Annotated in this window: 18 protein-coding genes; 13 read left to right on the top strand and 5 right to left on the bottom strand. The window is 63.0% G+C overall.

Annotated features, from left to right (window positions below):
- Position 1 precedes the first annotated feature (1 nt).
- The 3 genes from GGQ74_RS13625 to phoU are packed head-to-tail and all read left to right on the top strand — an operon-like array spanning position 2 to position 3278.
- Entirely contained in the window at positions 2–1843 is a 1842-nt protein-coding gene (locus GGQ74_RS13625; protein ID WP_167942145.1) for an ATP-binding protein, read from the top strand.
- Entirely contained in the window at positions 1840–2601 is a 762-nt protein-coding gene (gene pstB, locus GGQ74_RS13620; RefSeq protein WP_167942144.1) for a phosphate ABC transporter ATP-binding protein PstB, read from the top strand. The genes GGQ74_RS13625 and pstB overlap by 4 nt, the downstream gene beginning before the upstream one ends.
- An 8-nt stretch (positions 2602–2609) precedes the next feature.
- Positions 2610–3278, top strand: coding sequence for a phosphate signaling complex protein PhoU (phoU, locus tag GGQ74_RS13615; RefSeq protein ID WP_167942143.1), 669 nt, complete (start codon positions 2610–2612; stop codon positions 3276–3278).
- A 168-nt stretch (positions 3279–3446) separates the two neighbouring features.
- On the opposite strand, the gene GGQ74_RS13610 is transcribed toward phoU, so the two are convergent.
- Both GGQ74_RS13610 and GGQ74_RS13605 read right to left on the bottom strand, forming a co-directional pair.
- Positions 3447–4115: a DUF47 domain-containing protein gene (locus tag GGQ74_RS13610; protein WP_167942142.1), complete on the bottom strand. Its 669-nt coding sequence runs from the start codon at positions 4113–4115 to the stop codon at positions 3447–3449.
- A gap of 42 nt (positions 4116–4157) precedes the next feature.
- On the bottom strand, positions 4158–5393 hold the full coding sequence (locus tag GGQ74_RS13605) for an inorganic phosphate transporter (RefSeq protein WP_167942141.1): 1236 nt from the start codon (positions 5391–5393) through the stop codon (positions 4158–4160).
- Between the two features lie 386 nt (positions 5394–5779).
- Here GGQ74_RS13605 and GGQ74_RS13600 point away from each other — a divergent pair, with 386 nt between their 5' ends.
- Positions 5780–7903, top strand: coding sequence for a transporter substrate-binding domain-containing protein (locus GGQ74_RS13600; protein WP_167942140.1), 2124 nt, complete (start codon positions 5780–5782; stop codon positions 7901–7903).
- On the opposite strand, the gene GGQ74_RS13595 is transcribed toward GGQ74_RS13600, so the two are convergent.
- Positions 7890–9488 (bottom strand): DNA repair protein RecN, encoded by a 1599-nt coding sequence (locus tag GGQ74_RS13595; protein ID WP_167942139.1) that lies wholly within the window; start codon positions 9486–9488, stop codon positions 7890–7892. The genes GGQ74_RS13600 and GGQ74_RS13595 overlap by 14 nt on opposite strands.
- 213 nt (positions 9489–9701) lie before the next feature.
- Between GGQ74_RS13595 and GGQ74_RS13590 the strand changes: the two genes are divergently transcribed.
- The 3 genes from GGQ74_RS13590 (at position 9702) to rbr (ending at position 12602) form a co-directional block, all read left to right on the top strand.
- Positions 9702–11366 (top strand): FAD-dependent oxidoreductase, encoded by a 1665-nt coding sequence (locus tag GGQ74_RS13590; RefSeq protein ID WP_167942138.1) that lies wholly within the window; start codon positions 9702–9704, stop codon positions 11364–11366.
- 145 nt (positions 11367–11511) lie between these two features.
- Positions 11512–11958: a Fur family transcriptional regulator gene (locus GGQ74_RS13585; RefSeq protein ID WP_167942137.1), complete on the top strand. Its 447-nt coding sequence runs from the start codon at positions 11512–11514 to the stop codon at positions 11956–11958.
- A gap of 68 nt (positions 11959–12026) precedes the next feature.
- Positions 12027–12602 carry a rubrerythrin gene (gene rbr, locus GGQ74_RS13580; RefSeq protein ID WP_167942136.1) on the top strand — a complete coding sequence of 192 codons (576 nt, stop codon included), beginning with the start codon at positions 12027–12029 and terminating at the stop codon, positions 12600–12602.
- Between the two features lie 85 nt (positions 12603–12687).
- Here the strand turns inward: rbr and GGQ74_RS13575 are convergent, their stop codons facing one another.
- A complete protein-coding gene (locus tag GGQ74_RS13575) occupies positions 12688–13092 on the bottom strand; it encodes a hypothetical protein (RefSeq protein WP_167942135.1) in 405 nt (134 codons plus the stop codon).
- A 271-nt stretch (positions 13093–13363) separates the two neighbouring features.
- Here GGQ74_RS13575 and GGQ74_RS13570 point away from each other — a divergent pair, with 271 nt between their 5' ends.
- The gene (locus GGQ74_RS13570) at positions 13364–13717 is read left to right on the top strand and encodes a hypothetical protein (RefSeq protein ID WP_167942134.1); all 354 of its coding nucleotides are present in this window, start codon (positions 13364–13366) and stop codon (positions 13715–13717) included.
- A 95-nt stretch (positions 13718–13812) separates the two neighbouring features.
- Here GGQ74_RS13570 and GGQ74_RS13565 read toward each other — a convergent pair whose 3' ends face one another.
- Complete coding sequence (locus GGQ74_RS13565; protein WP_167942133.1) at positions 13813–15576, bottom strand: B12-binding domain-containing radical SAM protein; 1764 nt, start codon at positions 15574–15576, stop codon at positions 13813–13815.
- A 347-nt stretch (positions 15577–15923) separates the two neighbouring features.
- Here GGQ74_RS13565 and GGQ74_RS13560 point away from each other — a divergent pair, with 347 nt between their 5' ends.
- From GGQ74_RS13560 to dsrO, 5 genes are read left to right on the top strand one after another with little or no spacing between them, the layout of a single operon-like run.
- A complete protein-coding gene (locus tag GGQ74_RS13560; RefSeq protein ID WP_167942132.1) occupies positions 15924–16496 on the top strand; it encodes an RsbRD N-terminal domain-containing protein in 573 nt (190 codons plus the stop codon).
- A 33-nt stretch (positions 16497–16529) separates the two neighbouring features.
- Positions 16530–17573 carry a sulfate reduction electron transfer complex DsrMKJOP subunit DsrM gene (dsrM, locus tag GGQ74_RS13555; RefSeq protein ID WP_167942131.1) on the top strand — a complete coding sequence of 348 codons (1044 nt, stop codon included), beginning with the start codon at positions 16530–16532 and terminating at the stop codon, positions 17571–17573.
- Between the two features lie 15 nt (positions 17574–17588).
- A complete protein-coding gene (gene dsrK / locus GGQ74_RS13550) occupies positions 17589–19205 on the top strand; it encodes a sulfate reduction electron transfer complex DsrMKJOP subunit DsrK (RefSeq protein WP_167942130.1) in 1617 nt (538 codons plus the stop codon).
- A 14-nt stretch (positions 19206–19219) separates the two neighbouring features.
- Complete coding sequence (gene dsrJ, locus GGQ74_RS13545) at positions 19220–19603, top strand: sulfate reduction electron transfer complex DsrMKJOP subunit DsrJ (protein ID WP_167942129.1); 384 nt, start codon at positions 19220–19222, stop codon at positions 19601–19603.
- Position 19604: 1 nt separating this feature from the next.
- Positions 19605–20375, top strand: coding sequence for a sulfate reduction electron transfer complex DsrMKJOP subunit DsrO (gene dsrO / locus GGQ74_RS13540; protein ID WP_167942128.1), 771 nt, complete (start codon positions 19605–19607; stop codon positions 20373–20375).

The following is a 20375-nucleotide window of genomic DNA, read 5'->3' as shown; positions in this document are numbered from 1 at the left end:
CGTGGCGGACTTTTCCTTCAGGACGAAATTGCAACTGGCCTTCGCGCTGGTCATCGTGGTGGCCTTGGCCCTGCCTGCGCTCTATGCCCGGATGGTCTTCCAGGACGACATCATGGAGGACGTGAAGCTCGGCGCGGTGCGCGAGCTTCGGCTTGCCGAGCAGCTTCTGGGCGAGCATGGGAGCTTTGCGGGCGAGGAGGACATGCACCACTGGTTCGAGCGCCTCGGGGCGAAGCTCGATGCCCGCGTCACCTACGTCACCGAGGGCGGGCGCGTGGTGGCGGATTCTCACGTCGCATATCCCAGCGTGGCCGGGCTGGACAACCACGCCTTTCGTCCGGAGATCGCGCAGGCCGAGACCGAGCGCTTCGGCATGAGCGTGCGCTACAGTGCCACCCTCGGCCGCAAGCTCATCTACGCCGCCACGCGGGTGACGAATCTCGATGGCGTGCCGCCGGGATACATCCGGCTGGCCATGCCCTTCGCCGACGTCCGCGAGCGGTTGGACCGTCTGTACGACAATGTCCTCGTGGTGTTCGGGCTGGCCGTGGTGCTGGCCATGATCTTGAGCGTGCTCCTCACCCGCAGCTTCGGGCGGTCCATGGCCGAGATGATCGGCGTGGCCGAGGCCATTGGCGGCGGGCACTACGAGCGCCGCCTGCGGGAATATCCCGGCAGGGAATTTTCGGGACTTGCGAAGGCTATCAACCGCATGGCCGTATCCATCGCCGAGCAGGTGCGCACCATTACCGACCAGAAGCGTGAACTGGAGGCCGTGCTGGACGGCATGCGCGAGGGCGTCATGGTCCTCGACGCAGACGGGCGTATCTCGCAGGTCAATACGGCCCTGAAGCGCATCGTCGGCTCCATGCGCGACATGGAGGGGCAGCGGCCCATGGATTTGGTGCTGTCCCCAGAATTGCAGCGCGCCTGCGACGGGGTGCTCGCTCCGGATGCAGGGGACGGACCGCGCTGGCTTCAGATCGAACCGCAGAAGGGGCGCGTGTACGACGTGACCATTGTCGGCCTCGATGAGCGCGGCGCGAATCTCGGGGCCGTGGTGGTCTTCCACGACATCAGCGAGCTTAAGCGGCTGGAGCGCGTCCGGCGGGACTTCGTGGCCAACGTTTCCCACGAGCTTCGCACCCCGCTGACCACCATCAAGGGCTACGCCGAAACCCTCATCGACAACAAGCTGGCCGGTGGCGGCACTGCCGAGTCCTTCCTCGGAATCATCCTGCGCAATGCCGACCGCATGGTGAAGATGGTGGAGGACCTCTTGAGCCTGTCTCGGCTGGAGGCGCGCGAGGAGAGCTTTACCCCGCGCGACGTGGATGCCCGGGGCGCGCTGGCCGAGGCGCTTCGCATCTGCGTGCCGCTGGCCGAGCGCGTGGGCGTATCCCTCGAACCGCGCCTGCCCGAGGCAGGGCTTCGCGTGTGGGCCGATTTCGATCTGCTGATGCAGGTCTTCAGGAATCTGTTGGAGAACGCTGTCCGGTACAGCCCGTCCGGCGAGGCGGTCATCGTGGACGGTGCGACGGACGCGGAGGGCTTCGTGCACTTCATGGTCAGCGACCGGGGGCCGGGCATTCCCGCCGAAGACCGCGACAGGATATTCGAGCGTTTCTACCGCGTGGAGAAGCACCGCATGCGTTCGGGCAGCGGGTCCACCGGGCTTGGGCTGGCCATTTGCCGCCACATTGTGGAGCGCCACGGTGGACGCATCTGGGTTGAGCCGCGCACGGACGAGAAGGGCGGCTCGATCTTCCATTTTACCCTCGCCACGCCTCCAGAGGTGTTGGACGGGGACAGCTCGCAGGAAACAGGGAACCACAACGCATGACTGAACGCATCAAGATGGCCTCGAAGGGGCTGGATTTTTTCTACGGCGATTTCAAGGCGCTCAAGGACGTGAGCCTTGCCTTTGGCGAGAACAGGGTCACCGCGCTCATCGGGCCTTCGGGCTGCGGCAAGAGCACCTATCTGCGCTGCCTGAACCGCATGAACGACCTCATTGCCGGAACGCGCGTGGACGGGCTGGTGACCCTCGACGACGCCGACATCTATGATTCCGATCTCGACGTGGTGGATCTGCGGCGGCGGGTGGGCATGGTCTTCCAGAAGCCCAACCCGTTCCCGAAGACCATCTTCGAGAACGTGGCCTACGGCCTGCGCGTCAATGGCATGACGGACAAGGCCCGCATCGCTGAGCGGGTGGAGGCGAGCCTTCGCCATGCGGCGCTCTTCGACGAGGTGAAGGACCGCCTGCACGAGTCGGCCCTTGGGCTGTCCGGTGGCCAGCAGCAGCGGCTGTGCATCGCCCGCGCGCTGGCCGTGGAACCGCAGGTGCTGCTCATGGACGAGCCAGCCAGTGCCCTCGACCCCATCGCCACGCAGAAGATCGAGGAACTCATCCATGTGCTCAAGGAAAACCTGACCATCATCATCGTCACCCACAATATGCAGCAGGCCGCGCGGGTGTCGGACGTGACGGCGTTTTTTTACATGGGCCAGCTCATCGAGGCCGACGTCACGCAGACCATGTTCACGAGGCCGCGCGAGAAGCGCACCGAGGACTACATAACCGGCCGGTTCGGCTAGGAGCTTCCATGAATACGGAAACGCATTTTCACAAGCAGCTCGAAGGGCTGCGCATGCAGATTCTCGAAATGGCGGCCTATGCCGAGCGCGCCATGCGACAGGCGGCGGACGCGCTGCTCCGGCGCGATGCCGAACTGGCCGAGCAGGTCATCGAGGGCGACAAGGTCATAAACGACATGGAGATGCGCATCGACGAGGTGTCGTTGCATCTTCTGGCGCTGGATGCGCCCATGGCTCGCGATCTGCGTTTTATCACCGGCGTGCGCCGGGCCATCATCGACCTTGAGCGCATTGGAGACGAGGCGGTGAACATCGCCGAGAAGACGGTGTTCCTGTCCCGTCTGGCGCAGACACCCCGCAATCCGCAACTCGAGGAGTTGGTGGAGGTGGTGCTCGACATGCTCAAGGTGGCCATCGAAGGCTTCCGGGAAGGCAACGTGGACAAGGCCACGGACGTCTGCCGCATGGATTATCGGGCCGACGAGCTGAATTTGCGCATCCTCACCAAGACCATGGACGACATGGTCGCGGAGATTACCGGCGTGCGCCGGGCCGTGAACACCATTCTCGCCGCGCGGCATCTGGAGCGGGTGGGCGATCTGTCCACCAATCTGGCCGAGACGACCATCTTCATCGTTAAGGGACTCAACGTGATGCATAGCTGCCAGAAGCCCTGACACAAGAGGTAGCCGCAGGAGATGATCAGCGGGCGTGACGCGGTGGCGTCGCGCCCGCTTTTTCGTCGCGTTGACGACGAATGGCGGGTGTCGGAGACAAAAACGGCCCGAAACCGCACCGTGGGGTGCGGGTCCGGGCCGCTTTTGGCGTCGTGTCGGTCGTCCGCGTTAGCGGGCGATCATGGAGCGCAGGATGTCGGCGCAGTTCTCGGTGTTGTGCGCCATGCCGTGCAGCTTTTCCACGAAGTGGATGAGCTGGTAAATGTCCTTGAAATCCATGTCGGAGCTGTAGATCTCGGAGACGAGGCGGTTCTTGGCCTTGAAGATGGCATCGCGCTTCTTGCGGATGGCCCAGAACTGGTCCTTGGTGCCTCGGCGGTCGAGGTGCTCGGTGTAGATGAGGCCGAGGGTCGCCTTGAGCGCGGGGCCGAGCATGTCGGTCAGCGAATCCACGTCGTCGATGAGTTCGATGAGCTTGCGCTGGAACTCCGCGGGGATGTCCACGCGGCGCATGGCCAGCCACTGCATGGCTTCCTGCGCCTCGTCGAGAATGTTGTCCTGCGCCTTGGTGTAGTTGAGGAACAGAGTCTTATCGACGGGCATGAACAGCGAGCGCGGGAGATGGTTGCGAATCCTGCGCTTGATGAGGTCGGCCTGGTTTTCGATGTGGTCGATCTGCTGGGCGAGTTCGAGGAACTCGCGGCAGGCGCCACCGGCCACGTAGCACTCGAGGGAGTCTTTGATGATCTCCGTGCATTCGTGGATTTTCTCGTAGTGATCCACCAGCCCGTCCAGGGGGCTGCGGGAGGCGAGCAGTCCAAAGAGCGGCAAACGCATGAAGAATCCTCCTTCCTCGTTATGAGGTATGGTCGACGTCTATCAGTAAATCGACCACTTTAGAATCTGAAAAATGATGATGGACGTGAGCGCCGCGATGGGAACCGTCAGAAGCCAATAGATGACGATCTTGCCCAGCACGCCGAAGTCCACGGCCTTGTAGCCGCGAGCGAGGCCCACGCCCGTCACCGCGCCCACTGCGGCGTGGGTGGTGGAGACGGGAAGGCCGAGCTTGGACGCCACGAGCACGGTGGTGGCGGCCGAGAAATCCACGGCGAAGCCGCGGGTGTTGGTCAGGGTGGTGATCTTTTCGCCAACGGTGGACATGACCTTGTGGCCGAGAACGCAGATGCCGAGCGCAATGCCCGCTCCGCCCATGCCCAGCATCCAGATGGGCACTTCGGCCTGGGTGAGGAAGGCGTGCTGCTTGGCGAGGATGTAGATGGCCGCAATGGGACCGATGGCGTTGGCCACGTCGTTGGCACCCTGCGAGAGCGCCACGTAGCACGAGGTGAAAATCTGGAGCCTGCGGAAGATGGTTTCCACGCCTTCGACGCTGTCGTCGATCTCCGCGCCGAGGCGGCCCACCATGATCTTGCCGCCGATCCATGCACAGATGGCCAGAACGCCCACGATCAGAAGCGACTCGGTGCGGGTCAGGGCGAGCTGCGTGCCGACCGGCGTCTTGTACAGGAACGAGAAGCCCACGAGGACCATGGTCAGGCCCATCCAGCGCGGGCCCCATGCCTTGGCGTGGGCGATGAAGTTCGGCCGCAGGAAGATGTTGCGGCGTATCTGCGAGAAGATGAAGAAGGCGATGCCCGCCGCGAAGAAGGGCGAGATGAACCACGAGAGCACCACCCCGCCGAGCTTGAGCCAGTTGACCACCTGCGGGCCGCCGGCCACCAGTCCGAAGCCGAGGATGGCGCCCACGATGGAGTGGGTGGACGAGACGGGCAGGGCCGTGAGCGTGGCGATGAGCACCCACAGCGATGCGGCGATGAGCGCGGCGAACATGCCAAGCAGGATGAGCTTTGGGTCGCCGATGGCGGAGGCGTTGATGATGCCCTTGCTCACCGTGGCTGTGACGTGGGAGCCGAGGAACACGGCACCCACGAAGTTGAGCGCGCCCGCGATGAGCACTGCCTGACGTACCGTAATGGCCCGCGCGCCCACGGCCGAGGCCATGGAGTTGGCAACGTCGTTGGCACCGAGGTTGAAGGCCATCAAAAAACCTGCCCCGAGGGACAGGATGTAGAACAGATCGTAGATGTCCATCAGTGATTCCTTGCTGCGCAGGGTGACGGTTCCGTGAACCCGGAAACCGTTCGGGAACGGCGGCAGGGCGGATATGGCATGACAATGTTACGGCTGTGTGTCGAAGGCGTCATGCGGGTCACATAATCGAAAACTTCGGCTTTGAACAGAGTGCAATCGCATATGGGATCGATCTCACAAGCTTCCGGAATCCAATGGAAAACAAGGGGGTGCGCCGTGGGCTGGCGCGCAAGCCCCTGAAATGGCGGGCTGGTGGAATTTCGTTCGGCCGTCGGCACGTCGGGGCGATGATTTGCGTTCAGGCTATTCCTGCGTGGAAGAACTTGAGGTATCATCGGCTGTGTCTGCTTGTGGCCGTTGGACCGTCAAAGTCGAGCGAGGTGCGCATGCCGTTTCCGGTGCGTGGGTGGGCTGCTTTTCGCCGTGCGCGATACGTCGTCGTGCTGGCGTGCGCGGCGTGGCTCATGCTGGTCGTCCCGGCGCAGGCCGCCCAGTTGGTGGCGCGCGGGGACAAGAATTATCCGCCATACGAATTTTTGGAGAACGGGCGGCCCACTGGCTTCAATGTGGATATGCTGCGGGCCGTGGCCGAGGTGATGGGCCTCGACGTGCGCATTGACCTTGGCGAATGGAACGAGGTGCGCTCGCAACTGGAAGAGGGGCGCATCGATATCATCACCGGCATGTTCTCGTCCGAGGAGCGGGACAAGGTGGTGGACTTCTCGCTGCCGCACGTCATCGTGTCCAACTCGATTTTCGTTCGCCTCGGTTCGTCCATCCGGGGGCTGGACGATCTAGAGGGCAAGCAGGTGCTGGTCCAGCGCGGGGACATCATGCATGACTGGGCGCAAAAGAATCTTCCGCACAGCGTGCTCGTCCCGGTGCCGGAGCAGGCGGACGCGCTGTTCCTGCTTTCCGCCGGACGACACGATGCGGCGCTTATTGCCCGGTTGCAGGGGCAGTACGCCATCCACAGGCACAAGCTCGACAATCTCGTCCCTGTCGGGCCGCCGATTTTGCCCATGCGCTACTGTTTCGCCGTGCGCGAGGGGGACGAGGAACTGCGCGTTCAACTCAACGAGGGGCTGACGCTGCTCAAGCGCACCGGGCGCTACGAGGCCATTTACGACAAGTGGTTCGGCGTGCAGGAGCGGCAGGCCGCCTCGCGGCGCTGGGCGCGCTATGGGTTGTGGATACTGACGCCGCTGGCTGGGTTACTTGCCGTGATGGGAATATGGTCATGGTCGCTTCGGCGCGAGGTGGGCCGCAAGACCAGCGAACTGCGCGCCGAACTGGAACATCGCGAGCGCGTGCAGGCCGAACTGCGCAAGGCCCAGAGCTACGTGCGCAACATTATCGACTCCATGCCGTCGGTCATGGTGGCCGTGGACGGCGAGGGGCGGGTGACGCACATGAACGCGGCGGCGGCGCACGTGCTCGGGTGGCGTGACGGGGAACATGTGGGCCGCCCGGTGGGCGAGGCCCTGCCCGAGCTGCGGCGCATAGAGGCGGACATCGCCGCCGCCCTTCGCGAGCGGCGTTCCATCAAGCGCGAGCGCCAGCGCTCCATGCACGACGGGAACGCCCGCTACGAGGACGTGATGATCTACCCGCTGGTGGCCAACGGCATTGAGGGTGCGGTCATCCGCATAGACGATGTCACCCGTCGTGTGCGTATGGAAGAGATGATGATGCAGACCGAGAAGATGATGAGCGTGGGCGGGCTGGCCGCGGGCATGGCCCACGAGATCAACAATCCCCTTGGCGGCATCGTGCAGGGCGTGCAGAACATCCGCCGCAGGCTGCTCGATGACATGCCCGCCAACCGTCGCGCGGCGGAGGACTCCGGGTGCGATCTGTCCGCCATCGGCAGCTATGCGCAGGCGCGCAGTCTGCCGCGCATGCTTGATGGCGTGGAGGAGGCCGCGCGGCGCGCGGGCGGCATCGTGCGCAACATGCTGGACTTCAGCCGACGCAGCGAGTCCGTGCTGGCCGACGTGGACGTGACGGCCGTGCTCGAAAAGGCCGTGGAACTGGCGTCCAAAGACTACGATTTCAAGAAGAACTACGACTTCCGAAACATTCGCATCATGCGGGAGTATGCCGACGCCCTGCCGCTGGTGCCGTGTGTCGGGACGGAGCTTGAGCAGGTGTTCCTGAACATTCTCGGCAACGCTGCCCACGCCATGCGCGATGCGGCCGAATCCGGGAACGAGCCGGAGATCGTGCTGCGGGCGGCGCTTGAGGATGATTACGTGCGTGTCGAGATAGCCGATAATGGGCCGGGCATGGACGATGAGACGCGCCTACGCGTGTTCGAGCCGTTCTTTACGACCAAGGAGCCGGGAGTGGGGACGGGGCTTGGGCTTTCCGTGTCCTACTTCATCATCGTGGACAACCACGGGGGCACGCTGGCGGTGGAGTCGGAACCGGGACACGGATGCACCTTTACCATCCGTTTGCCGCTGGTGCGGCAGGGCGCGCGGCGAAGCGGCGTCAGTGGTCCGTGAGTTGGCGGGCCATGGCTTCGCCCTGGGCACCGCCGCCGGCCATGCGGGCCAGCTCGGAGAAGACATTGCCGTCGTCCAGACGGCGACAGGAGACGGTGGTTTCACCGTCCACGACGTGCTTGGAGACCTGGAAGTGGCGCGCCGCGCGCGCGGCGAGCTGCGGCCAGTGCGTGATGAGCACGATCTGGCGATTGTCGGCCAGCGCGGAGATGCGGTCGGCCACGGCGTTGAGCGTGAGGCCGCCGATGCCGGCGTCCACCTCGTCGAAGATGAGGGTGGGCATGGTCTCGCGGGTCATGAGCCCCACGAGGGCCAGAAGGAAGCGTGAGAGTTCGCCGCCCGAGGCGATGCGGTCCAGCGGCTGCGGGAGTTGTCCGGGGTTCGGAATCCACAACAGGCGCGCCCTGTCCTCGGCGATGCCGGGATGGATTTCCGAGGGGGTGAATTCGAAGGCGACGTCCACGGCCTCGTTGAAGCCGAGGCCGCGCAGGTCTGCGGCCAGCGCGGCGGCTAGCCGCTCGGCGGCGGCCCTGCGGGCGGCGTTGAGCAGCGTCACCGCCTCGCCGAGGCGTTCGGCGAGGGCCTTCCTGTTCTTGTCCAACTGGCGCAGGTCCAGCGCGCAGGAGTCGAGGAAGGAAATGTTGGCGTCGATCTCGGAACGGAAGTCGAGAATCTCGTCCAGGGAGCGGTTGAGCTTGCGCTTCAACTGGGCCAGCGCGAAGAGGCGGGATTCCAACGCTTCGATGTCGCCGTCCGGGGTGGCGTCGCGGTCCGCCCGGCGCAGGCGGGATTCCATGTCGCGCAGGCGCAGGCGCATTTCCTCGGCGGCGTCTGCGTCCTCGCGCCAGTCGGCGTCGAGCTCGCAGAGCGCGTCGAGTTGCCTCGCGAGATGCGCCACGCGTTCGAGCAGTCCCCCCTCCTCGCCGTAGAAGGACGAGATGGCGGATTCCAGCGCCTCGGCGGCCTGCGCCGATTCCTGAAAGGCGCGCTTGCGGTCGAGAAGTTCTTCCTCCTCGCCGCGCTGCGGGTCCACCTTTTCTATCTCGCGGAGCTGGAATTCGAGGAATTCGCGCTTGTCGGACAGTTCGCGCATGCGCGCGGCGAGGGCTTCACGCTTGCGCATGAGGGCACTCATCTCCGCGACCAGCCGGTCGCGCTCCTCGACGAGTTCCGGGCTGGGAAGGAAGCTGTCGAGCACCTTGCCTTGATAGGACGGCGACAGCAGGCGTTGCTGGCCGTGCTGGCTGGTGTGCAGCAACAGCTTGGGCTTGAGGGAGCGCACGGCCTCCTGCGAGCTGAGCCTGTCGTCTATGAACAGGCGGCTGCGGCCAGAGTCAGCGGACAGTTCGCGGCGAAGGATGGTTTCCTCGCCATCGACGTTGAACACGGCCTCGACAACGGCCTTGTCCCCGCCGGGGCGCACCATGTCGCGGCCGAGCTTGTCGCCGGTGAGGAAATTGAGCGCGCGCAGGATGAAGCTCTTGCCAGCGCCCGTTTCGCCGGTAAGCACGTTGAGACCCCGGGAGAATTCAAGCTCCAGGTCGTCGATGAGCGCGAGATGTTGTATGCGAAGATATTCAAGCATGGTGATACCCGGAGCGGACTCTAACCCGGGTGATGGGAATTTGCCAGCCCCTTTCCGCTGGGTGTCCAGCCATGCCGGAGCGCCCGATATGCATCGCATTTTCGGACGCTTGAACGTAAACGTGGCGAGGTGCTATCCTGTCGTCGCATCCATGCCGCGAGCGGTCCATGCCGATCATCCACAGACAGGGATTGTGTCCCGAAGGAGCCGAACATGGTCGAGGCTGACAAGCAGGGTCAGGGCAACGAGTGGTTCATTCCGGAAGAGAGCAGGGAATACCTCGGGCAGGTCTTCGGGGACCTTCGCGATCCCGTGGACATCGAGGTCTTCACGCGCGATGGCGACAACGCGCCCTACAACGAGGCGACGGTCAATTTCTGCCGTGATCTTGGACGGCTCTCGGAGAAGGTGCGGGTTTCCTTCCACGCGTGCGACAGCGAACGCGCGGGAGAACTGGACGTTGATCGCTCCCCGACGGTGGTCCTCAATCCCGGCCGGGTGCGCATCCGCTATCTGGGCGCTCCGCTTGGCGAGGAGGCGCGGACCTTCATTGAGACGATCACGCTGCTCTCCGCCGGGCAGAGCCGCCTGTCGGAGACGTCGCGCAAGCTTCTCGCCGAATTGGCCGGGGAGCGGCACGTGCGCGTGCTCGTCAGCCCCACCTGTCCCTACTGCCCCGGTCAGGTGCTCAACGCCTTTAGGGCGGCCATCGAGCGTCCGGACCTCGTCACCGCCGAATGCATCGAGACGGCGGAAAACATGGACCTCGCCGAAAAATACGAAGCCGCATCCCTGCCGCGCACGGTCATCAACGAGACCTTTTTCCAGAAGGGGCTGTATCCCGAGGAACGCTTCGTGGTGGAACTCGTTGCCCTTCGCAGCGCGGATGAACTGCTGCGCGAGGACACCCACGCCAACGCGCCGGAATCGGCCAGCGGCACGGACGAGAAGGTTGATGTGGTCATCGTCGGCGGCGGTCCGGCGGGCCTGACGGCGGCCATTTATCTGGAGCGCTCCGGCCTGAAGAGCGTGGTGCTGGAGAAGGGTGTGGTCGGCGGGCAGGTGGCCCTGACACCGGAAGTGGAGAACTATCCGGGATTCAAGCGTGTCGGCGGCATCCAGCTTATGGAACTCATCGCCGATCAGGCGCGTGGGTATGGGTTGGTCAAGGAGGGGGACCCCGTCGCCGAGATTAAGGTCGGCAAGGACATCGAAGTCTTCACCGAGCGGACGCATTATGTGGCGCGGGCAGTGATTTTGGCCACGGGCGCCACGTCGCGCCGCCTTGGTGTTCCCGGCGAGGACGAGCTGTTCGGGCGGGGCGTTTCCGTGTGCGCCAGTTGCGACGGTTGGGCCTACAAGGGCAAGGATGTGGTCATGGTCGGCGGCGGCAGCTCCGCGCTGACCGAGGCGCTGCATCTCCACAATATGGGCGTGCGCGTGACCCTCGTCCACCGTCGGGAGGATTTCCGGGCCGAGAAGCATCTTCAGAAGAGTGTGGAGCGCGAGGGCATCCCCGTGCTACTCAATACGGTTGTCGAGGAGTTCGTGGGCGACGACAAGGGGCTTTCCGCCGTGCGCCTGCGCAATGTCACCGATGGCACGCAGAGTGAGCTTGCCGTACATGGCGCATTCGTGGCCATCGGCTGGCGGCCCGAGACGGCCCTTGCCCAGCAGATCGGCGTCAAGACTGACCAGTGGGGCTACATCAATGTCGATCGGGGCATGCGCACCAACATCCCGCGCGTCTACGCCTGTGGCGACGTCATTGGCGGCGTGCAGCAGATCGTCACCGCCGTGGGCGAGGGGGCCACGGCGGCGCTGTCGGTCTTCGAGGACATTTCCAATCCCTACTGGAAACGCGACGAGGAGCCGTAGGGTGGGGGCACGTTTTTCCTTGCGTGGCGGGGATTCTGGTTGATGAACCAAACAATGTGGCTTGCCTTCCTGCATGAAATGGGGAGATACTGCTTGACTTGCAGGCTTAATGGTAATAGTTCCTATTTGTGCAAGGAGGCCCACAATGGCAAACGGACCCAAGCGGATGACACGACAGCGGATGATCATCCTTGAGGAGCTTCGCAAGGTGACGTCCCACCCCACGGCCGACGAGCTGTACGAGCTGGTCAGGGAGCGTCTGCCCCGCGTGAGTCTTGGTACCGTGTACCGCAACCTTGAGGTGCTCTCGGAAACGGGAGAGATCCTCAAGCTCGAATCGGCGGGAAGCCAAAAGCGCTTCGACGGCGATACGAGCGAACATTACCATGTGCGGTGCACGTGCTGTGGCCGGGTGGGCGATGTGGACGTCAGCGGCGATGTGGCCCTGCCGGATCTCGCGAATTTCCGCTGCGAGGGCTTCTCGCTGTCGCGGGCGTCCCTCGAATTCTACGGACTCTGCGATGACTGCCGCGCGGCGGCCGCACGCGGCGAGTGCCGCATGCCCGAGACCGCGACCGACGTCCGTCAGTAAGTGGCGCATCCCGCACGGCCAAGCCGCGCGGATGGTGAACCTGCAACCATATTCATACGGAGATTCACATGAAATCCATCAAGGGAACTCGTACCGAGAAGAACATCCTGACCGCATTCGTCGGTGAGTCTCAGGCCAGAAACAAGTACACCTACTGGGCCAGCGTGGCGAAGAAGGAAGGATACGTCCAGATTTCCGCCATCTTCGCGGAGACCGCCGATCAGGAGAAGGAACACGCCAAGCGCCTGTTCAAGCTGCTTGAGGGCGGCATGGTCGAGGTGGCCGGCTCCTTCCCGGCTGGTGTCATCGGTTCCACTCTCGACAACCTGAAGGCCGCGGCCGAGGGTGAGCAGGAAGAGCACGAGCACATGTACCCCTCCTTCGCGGTCATTGCCCGTGAGGAAGGCTTCGACGACATCGCGAAGATTTTCGAGTCCATCGCCGTTGCCGAGAAGTTCCACGAGGAGCGCTATCGCGCCATGGCCGCCAACATCGAGAACGGCACCGTTTTCAAGAAGGGCGGAACCACCGTGTGGCGTTGCCGCAACTGCGGCTACATCCACGAGGGCACCGAGGCCCCCGGCCTGTGTCCCGCATGCGCTCATCCGCAGGCCCATTTCGAGGTCTGTGAGCGCAACTGGTAGTCCCATCCGACATCGCATGAACGAAAGCGCCCCGAGCCTAGGCCCGGGGCGCTTTTTTGCTGTCTGGGTGATGGGACGCGGGGCGTCAGATGTCCGGCGCGGAACGCCTTGCCGGAGATTTCTCGATGAGGTCGCACAAGAGTAGCGCCGCCGTCATGTCCGAGGCGTTGTCCGGTGTCATGCCTGCAAGCATGTAGTCCTTGAGGGCGCGGCACGCATCCGCGAGCGCTTCCGAACGCGCTGCCTCGAAGTGGTAGGCGGCGTCGAGCATGGCTAGCGCCAGCGGCTGCCAGCCGTCGTCGTCGCGCATGTGGTAGCGCAGCACTTCGCGAATCTTGAGCACCGCGAAGACGAGTCCCTCCGGGTCGGAGTAGTTGCGGGCGAAGATCTGACCATCGTTGATGACCGGACGCTTCGGTGGAACCTCCGGCGCAGGCGCGAGGGTCTGCCTGTGCGCGCGATAGGCATCAAGGGATACGACATGCGGCATGTCGGTCCTCCGTCGTGTGATGGGTCCATGAGCACGGCCGCTGGAAAATGGGCGGCCCTTGCATACTTTTCGGCAGTTTTGCGTGGAACATTAGCCCGGATGGCGAGATGTCCGGAATTTGACGGGGAAGGGGACGGGCGACGTGTTTGGGGGCGCAAGATGGCGCTGCGTCACGCTTTGCAGGTGGTGGACCGCTTCTTGCTTGGTGATGGGAGCGCATCAGCGCAGCAACAACCGTCACGAGCGCCGGTCCCGGCGCGGGAGGCACGACATGAAACGCGAATTCGAAGCGCGGGAACCCCGCTCCTACGCCAGCCTCGGTGCGCGCATGCGCGAGGAACTGCGCCCCGGCCTCATCGGCGAGATCGGCGCGACGGGCATCTGCGACGCCATGATCGGCGAATACGGCGAACTGGCTTCGGCCGCAGGCAGCCTGCTGGACCTTCTGGGGCGCAAGGGCTTCGAGGCGAGCCTCTCCGACGACGAGCGCGAGGCCTTCAGCATGATCATGGCCCGCATCAGCATGTCCGGATATCGGGCGGGCCTCATCGTCGAGGAATCGTCCAACGCCGAGATGGAGTCGCATCTCGTGCAGTGCGAGCCGCAGAGTAGACACATGAATTAGCCGTCGCGGTTCGGCTGCGACGAAAAGGGCGCGCTACGTTCCCGGTGCCAAGGCATCGGGGACGCGGCGCGCCCTTTTTGTGTTGATGCGGAGGGTCAGCTTGCGGGCTGTTCCGCCTTCTCCATGATTTTGGCGAGGCGGAAGCGCTTGGTCTCGGCCTCCAGATGCTGGCCGAGGTGCTGGTGGCAGATGGCGGCGTAGTGCAGGGCCTGCGGGTTGTCGTCCATGGGGGCGAGCAGCCCGAGGGCCTTCTCGAAGTCGCCGCAGTTCATGAGGCTTACGGCGAGGGCCATGGACAGGCGCTCGTGGCCAGGGTTGGCCATGAGGCCCCGGGCCAGCACACGGATGGATTCCGGGTACTCGCGTCGTTTCTGATGGATCATGCCGAGGTCGAGGGATGCCGTGGCGTCCGGGTGGTAGCTCAGGGCGCGGCGGTAGAGGCGTTCGGCGATTTCCGGGGAATCGAGCACTGACAGGTTGGACGCGTAGTCGCCATGGTTGAAGGTCATGCCCAGCCGCGCGAGGAAGTCGGCGTGCATCGGGGCGAATTCCGGATCGTCCACCAGCTCGATGGAGTCCACGAATTCCGGCAGCCACGCGTAGTAGGTCTCGCGCAGGCGGGTGCCGAAGCGCTCCACGGTGTCGAGGTCCAGCGCGTCGTCTGTCTCGAAGTGCTTGATGTCCTCGATCTCGTCGGCCCAGATGGCGTCCGTGGCTCCGGTCCGGGCCTTGTAGCGCTCGTAGAGCGCCGTGCCGGGGAAGATGGACAGGATGAAGAAGTGGACGATGAGGGGGCGGATGTCGCGAATGAGGGCGAGGGTGTCATCGATGGTGGCGTCTGTTTCGCCGGGACAGCCGTAGATGAAATAGGCGCGGGCGAGGATGCCGTAGCTGGTGGTCAGCGCGAAGGCGCGGCGCACGTCTTCTGCGCGGATGTTCTTGTTCAGCGCGTCGCGGATGGTCTGCGAGCCGGATTCCACGCCGTAGCTGATCTGGATGCAGCCCGCCCTGCGCATGGCGGCGAGAACCTCGGCGTCCACGCGGTCCACGCGGGAAATGGCCGCCCACTCGATGCGAAGCCCGCGGCGCATGATCTCCGCGCACACGGCCAGCACGCGCGTGCGGTCGAAGGTGAAGGTGTCGTCCGAGACGTAGAGGAAATCCACGCCGCGCTCGTGCAGCATTTCCAGCTCGTCCACGAAGTGCTCGGGCGAGCGGAAGCGGACCTTCGGTCCCCACATGGAGGGAGAGCCGCAGAAGGTGCAGTGGCCCGGGCACCCGCGCGTGAGCGAGACGTGCTGATAGGTGAAATGCTTCGCGGGAATGGGCAGGGTATTGAGGTCGCGGATGCGTTCGCGTTCGGAGGTGCGCGTGGGGGTGCCGTCAACTCCGCGTAGGGCGAGGCCAGCTATGGCTGCGAAGTCGCGGCGGCCGCTTTCGACGGTTTGTGCAAGTTCGAGCATGGTGTACTCGCCCTCGCCCACGATGCAGCAGTCCACCTGCGCGTAGGTGGAGAGCAGAAACTCCCAAAGAGTCGTTGCGCCGACGCCCCCGAAAACATTTACAACTTGGGGGTTCACCTGACGGGCGATTTCGGCTATCTCAAGCCCGCCGAAGCGGTTCGCCTGCATGATGGAGAGGCCGACGATGTCCGGTGCGATGGCCGCGAGTTCGGCGCGGATGGATTCCGGGTCGTCCTTGCGATCGGACCAGTTGCGCAGTTCGACGTCGAAGCCGTTTTCCTTGAGCAGTGCGGCTATCCAATACAGACCTATGGGGACGCAGACCACATCCTCGGTGTGCGTGCGGTCTTCGAGCCAGTAGGGGTAGACGAGAAGAATCTTCGGTTTTTCGGACATTTGCTTGTGGCGCAGTCGTTGCGGTGTGACAGGTTGTGGGAATTTTCCCGTTGGGGTCTGTGTAGCCGATGCCGCAGCGGACGGCCAGGGAAAACCGTTTTCGGGCTGTGGTTGGGGCCGCCCATGGTCGTGAAAAAACGAACGATGGGTTTGACGAAATGCCCTAACTTTCATTATATGCTGACCAAGTTTCGGTCGGTGCGGAGCGTCGTAAGGGCGTGACCGCTCGTTCGTGCAGGTTGAGAACGGATTTCAACTGTTTACAAAAACTGTCGGATATTACACTTCTACGCAAGTTATTCGGCAGCGATCACATGCATTTAGCACACCAATAGAGACACAACGAAATGAAGCTTGCCGAATTGCTTGTGGCCCGGCGTGACGACGTCCTGGACAGATGGTTCGATCTGATCGTGAAGACCTATCCGGGGCTGAGTTCGATTTTTCTCAAAAAAAAGCACAAATGGGGCAACCCTGTCGGCGTGAACATCCATGCCGCCATCGAGGGTATCTACGACGAGCTGCTCAAGGCTGAGGCCGACGAGCGTCTTGCCCCCTACATCGACACTGTCGTGCGCATCCGCGCGGTACAGGATTACACGCCGTCCGAAGCGACGGCGATTTTGATGCTTCTCAAGCATGTCGTGCGCGAGCTGGTGCGAAATGAGGTGCGCGAGTCCGGCGAGGGCTATTCCCCCGAGCTGGTGCAGGACCTGTGGGACTTCGAGTCCAAGGTCGATACCGTGGTGCTCATCGCGTTCGACATCTACACGAAATGCCGTGAAAAACTCTTCGAGCTTCGCCTTGCGGACTCGAAGCAGCGTTTTTCTGGGCTCTTGAGGAGAGCCGGTCTGGTTTGCGACTTCTCGGAGTGGGCTGACAAAAAGCAGGACGATGCTCCGGAGTCCGGTGACGGGTAACTGGCACTGCAACTTTAATCGAGGTAGGGGCTTATGAACGCTTTGTATTCACTGTTCTTAGTCTTCGCGCTCATCCTGATCGCTCTGCTGGGTGCGGGGGCTATGGGAATGCATACCCTTTTCGGGGTTATCATTCCGTATTTGGCGATTGCGCTGTTCTTCGCAGGCATCGTCACCAAGGTTATCGGATGGGCGAAATCGCCCGTCCCGTTCCGTATCCCGACGACGGGCGGGCAGCAGCTCTCCCACGGCTGGATCAAGCACGATAAGTACGACAACCCCACCACCGGTTGGCAGGTCTTCGTGCGTATGGTGCTGGAAGTGCTTTTCTTCCGCTCCCTGTTCCGCAACCTCGCCGTGCAGCGCTTCGGCAGCACCGAGGACGGCGTGGACATGAAGGTCCGCTATGCCTCGGCCAAGTGGCTGTGGCTCTTTGCGCTGATCTTCCACTATTCGTTCCTCATCGTCTTCGTGCGCCACTTCCGCCTGTTCACCAATCCGGTCCCGGCCTTCCTGACCGGTATCGAATGGGCAGACGGCTTCCTTCAGCTCGGCGCGCCGACCCTCTACATCACCGACGCCACGCTGGTGCTCGGCGTGACGCTGCTGCTGTTCCGCCGCGTGCTGCTGCCGCAGGTGCGCTACATCTCCCAGGTGGCGGACTTCTTCCCGCTGTTCCTCATTCTGAGCGTCGCCTGCTCTGGCATCCTGCTTCGCTTCTTCGCCAAGACGGACGTCATGAGCATCAAGGAGATCACCATGGGGCTGTTCTCCTTCAATCCCCCGGCGGCTATGCCTGAGGTCGGCGTCGTGTTCTATGTCCATCTCTTCCTGGTGTGCGTGCTGCTCGCGTACTTCCCGATGAGCAAGCTCATGCACATGGGCGGCGTGTTCCTGAGCCCCACCAGGAACCTTGCCAACAACAACAGGGCAAAGCGCCACATCAATCCCTGGAACGATCCGACCGTGAAGGCCCACAGCTACACGGACTACGAGAACGAGTTCCGCGAGAAGATGATCGAGGCGGGCCTGCCCGTGGAAAAGACCCTCGAACAGGCTGAAACCGAGGCCCAGTAGCCCAAGGAGACAACGATGGCTTGGAATGTGAAACCAGAAGAACTTTTGCAGTACGACTACAAAGTTCCTTCAAAGAATTGGATGGATGTTCCGCCCGAGTTCCATCCGGGCAACTGGTGCTACCCCGGCAAGCCGGAGATCGTGAACTACCTGAACGACGCCACCCACGGTAAGTTCCCCCATGCCCACCAGTGGGTTCCCACTGACGAGGACTGGAAGCTGCCCGAGAACTGGCGCGAGATCGTCAAGAAGGCCTTCAGCGAGCGGCTCGACAAGTACCGCTCCTTCAAGGTGTTCATGGACATCTGTGTGCGCTGCGGTGCCTGCGCCGACAAGTGCCACTTCTACATCGGCGGCGGCGACCCCAAGAACATGCCCGTCCTGCGCGCCGAACTGCTGCGTTCCATCTACCGCGGCGAGTTCACCCTGGCCGGAAAGCTGCTCGGCAAGCTGGCCGGTGCCCGCAAGCTGGAAGAGGACGTCATCAAGGAGTGGTTCCTCTACTTCTACCAGTGCACCGAGTGTCGCCGGTGTTCGCTGTTCTGCCCCTACGGCATCGACACCGCCGAAATCACCATGATGGCGCGTGAGATCCTCCACGAGCTGGGCCTGAACATCAACTGGATCCTCGAACCGGCTGCGAATTCCAACCGCACCGGCAACCACATGGGCATCCAGCCTCATGCCTACTACGACATGATGCAGTTCATGGTGGACGACATCGAGGATATCACCGGCGTCAAGGTCAACTGCCCCGTGAACGAGAAGGGCCACGAGGTTCTCTTCATCACGCCGTCCGGCGACATCTTCGCCGACCCGGGCACCTACACCTACATGGGCTATCTCATGCTCTTCCATGAGATCGGGCTGGACTACACCTGGTCGACCTACGCCTCCGAAGGCGGCAACTTCGGCCTGTTCACCTCCGACTCCATGATGAAGAAGCTCAACGCCAAGATGTATGCCGAAGCCAAGCGCCTCGGCGTCAAGTACATCATCGGCGGCGAGTGCGGCCACATGTGGCGCGTCATCAACCAGTACATGGACACGATGAACGGTCCCTCTCCCCTCGAGACCCCGGTCAGCCCCATCACTGGTACCCGCTTCGAGAACGCTGCTTCCACCGGCATGATCCATATCACCGAGTTCACCGCCGACCTCATGAAGCACAACAAGCTGAAGCTCGACCCCAGTCGCAACGACCATCTGCGGGTCACCTTCCATGACTCCTGCAACCCCGCGCGCGCCATGGGCCTGCTCGACGAACCGCGCTACGTCATCAAGAACGTGTGCAACAACTTCTTCGAGATGCCCGAGGACACCATCCGTGAGAAGACCTTCTGCTGCGCTGGCGGCTCCGGTCTGAACACGGACGAGTTCATGGAGATGCGCATGCGTGGCGGCCTGCCTCGCGGCAACGCCCTGCGCTACGTGCAGGAGAAGCACGACGTGAACATGCTCGCCACCATCTGCGCCATCGACCGTGCGACCCTGCCGCCTCTGGCGAACTACTGGGCGCCCGGCGTGGACGTCACCGGCGTGCACGAACTCGTGGCCAACGCCCTTGTCATGGATGGCGAGAAGAAGCGCGAGACCAACCTGCGCGGCGAAGACCTGCCCAACGTGGAGTAATGGAGGGTACCTAAATGTATGACGGCGGAAAAATCATAGCCGGAATCATCGTATTTCTCGGCTTGATGACGTTCCCGTTCTGGTACAACGTTGGCCAGGCGGCGTATAAGACTCCCGAGTTGCAGAAGCCTGCCAACGCGAAGCAGTGCATCGAGACTGCGGAGTGGATGAAGGCGGAGCATATGCAGCTGCTCAACGAGTGGCGTGACGAAGTCGTGCGCAACGGCAATCGTCTCTACACCAGCAAGCAGAGCGGCGAACACTTCGAGATGAGCCTGCAGAAGACCTGCATGAGCTGCCACACCTCCAAGAAGGAGTTCTGTGACAAGTGCCATGACGCTGCGGCCGTTGCTCCCTACTGCTGGGACTGCCATATCGCTCCCAAGGAGGGTATGTAGGATGAACAACACCAGACGCAACTTCCTGAAGGTCGCGGGCATTACGGCCCTCGGCGTTGCTGCCGGCGCGGGTACCGCTGCCGCCAGCTATCTGCCGCACTACGACCACATGACTCCGAAGCCGGAGCGCCTGCACGCCAAGCGTTGGGGCATGGTTATCGATACTCGCAAGTTCCACTCCGCCGAGGACTACAAGCCTCTCATCGAGGCCTGTCACATCGAGCACAACGTGCCCGAGTTCTCCGGACCCAAGGAAATCAAGTGGCTGTGGGTAGACAGCTACCACCACGCCTTCCCCATGGCTCATAACGAGTTCATGTCGGAAGAGGTGGAGCACAAGCCCTTCCCGCTTCTGTGCAACCACTGCGAAGAGCCGCCCTGCGTGCGCGTGTGCCCCACTCAGGCCACCTTCAAGCGCGAAGACGGCATCGTCATCATGGACATGCACCGCTGCATCGGCTGCCGCTTCTGCATGGCCGGCTGCCCCTACGGTTCGCGCAGCTTCAACTTCCAGGACCCCCGCAAGGGCCTGAAGCAGGAGAATCCCAAGTACCCCACCCGCACCAAGGGTGTGGTCGAGAAGTGCAACTTCTGCGCCGAGCGCCTCGCCGAGGGCAAAATGCCCGCATGCGTCGAGGCCTCCGAGGGCAAGGTACTCTTCGGCGACCTGGGAGATCCCAATTCCGAGGTCAGGCGAGCCCTGGCGGAGAATTTCACCATCCGCCGCAAACCGGACCTGGGCACGAACCCCAGCGTCTTCTACATCATCTAA

It is taken from the genome of Desulfobaculum xiamenense (assembly GCF_011927665.1).
In the GTDB taxonomy this organism is placed as follows: Bacteria; Desulfobacterota; Desulfovibrionia; order Desulfovibrionales; family Desulfovibrionaceae; genus Desulfobaculum; species Desulfobaculum xiamenense.
This window is presented reverse-complemented; position numbering and strand designations above follow the sequence as displayed.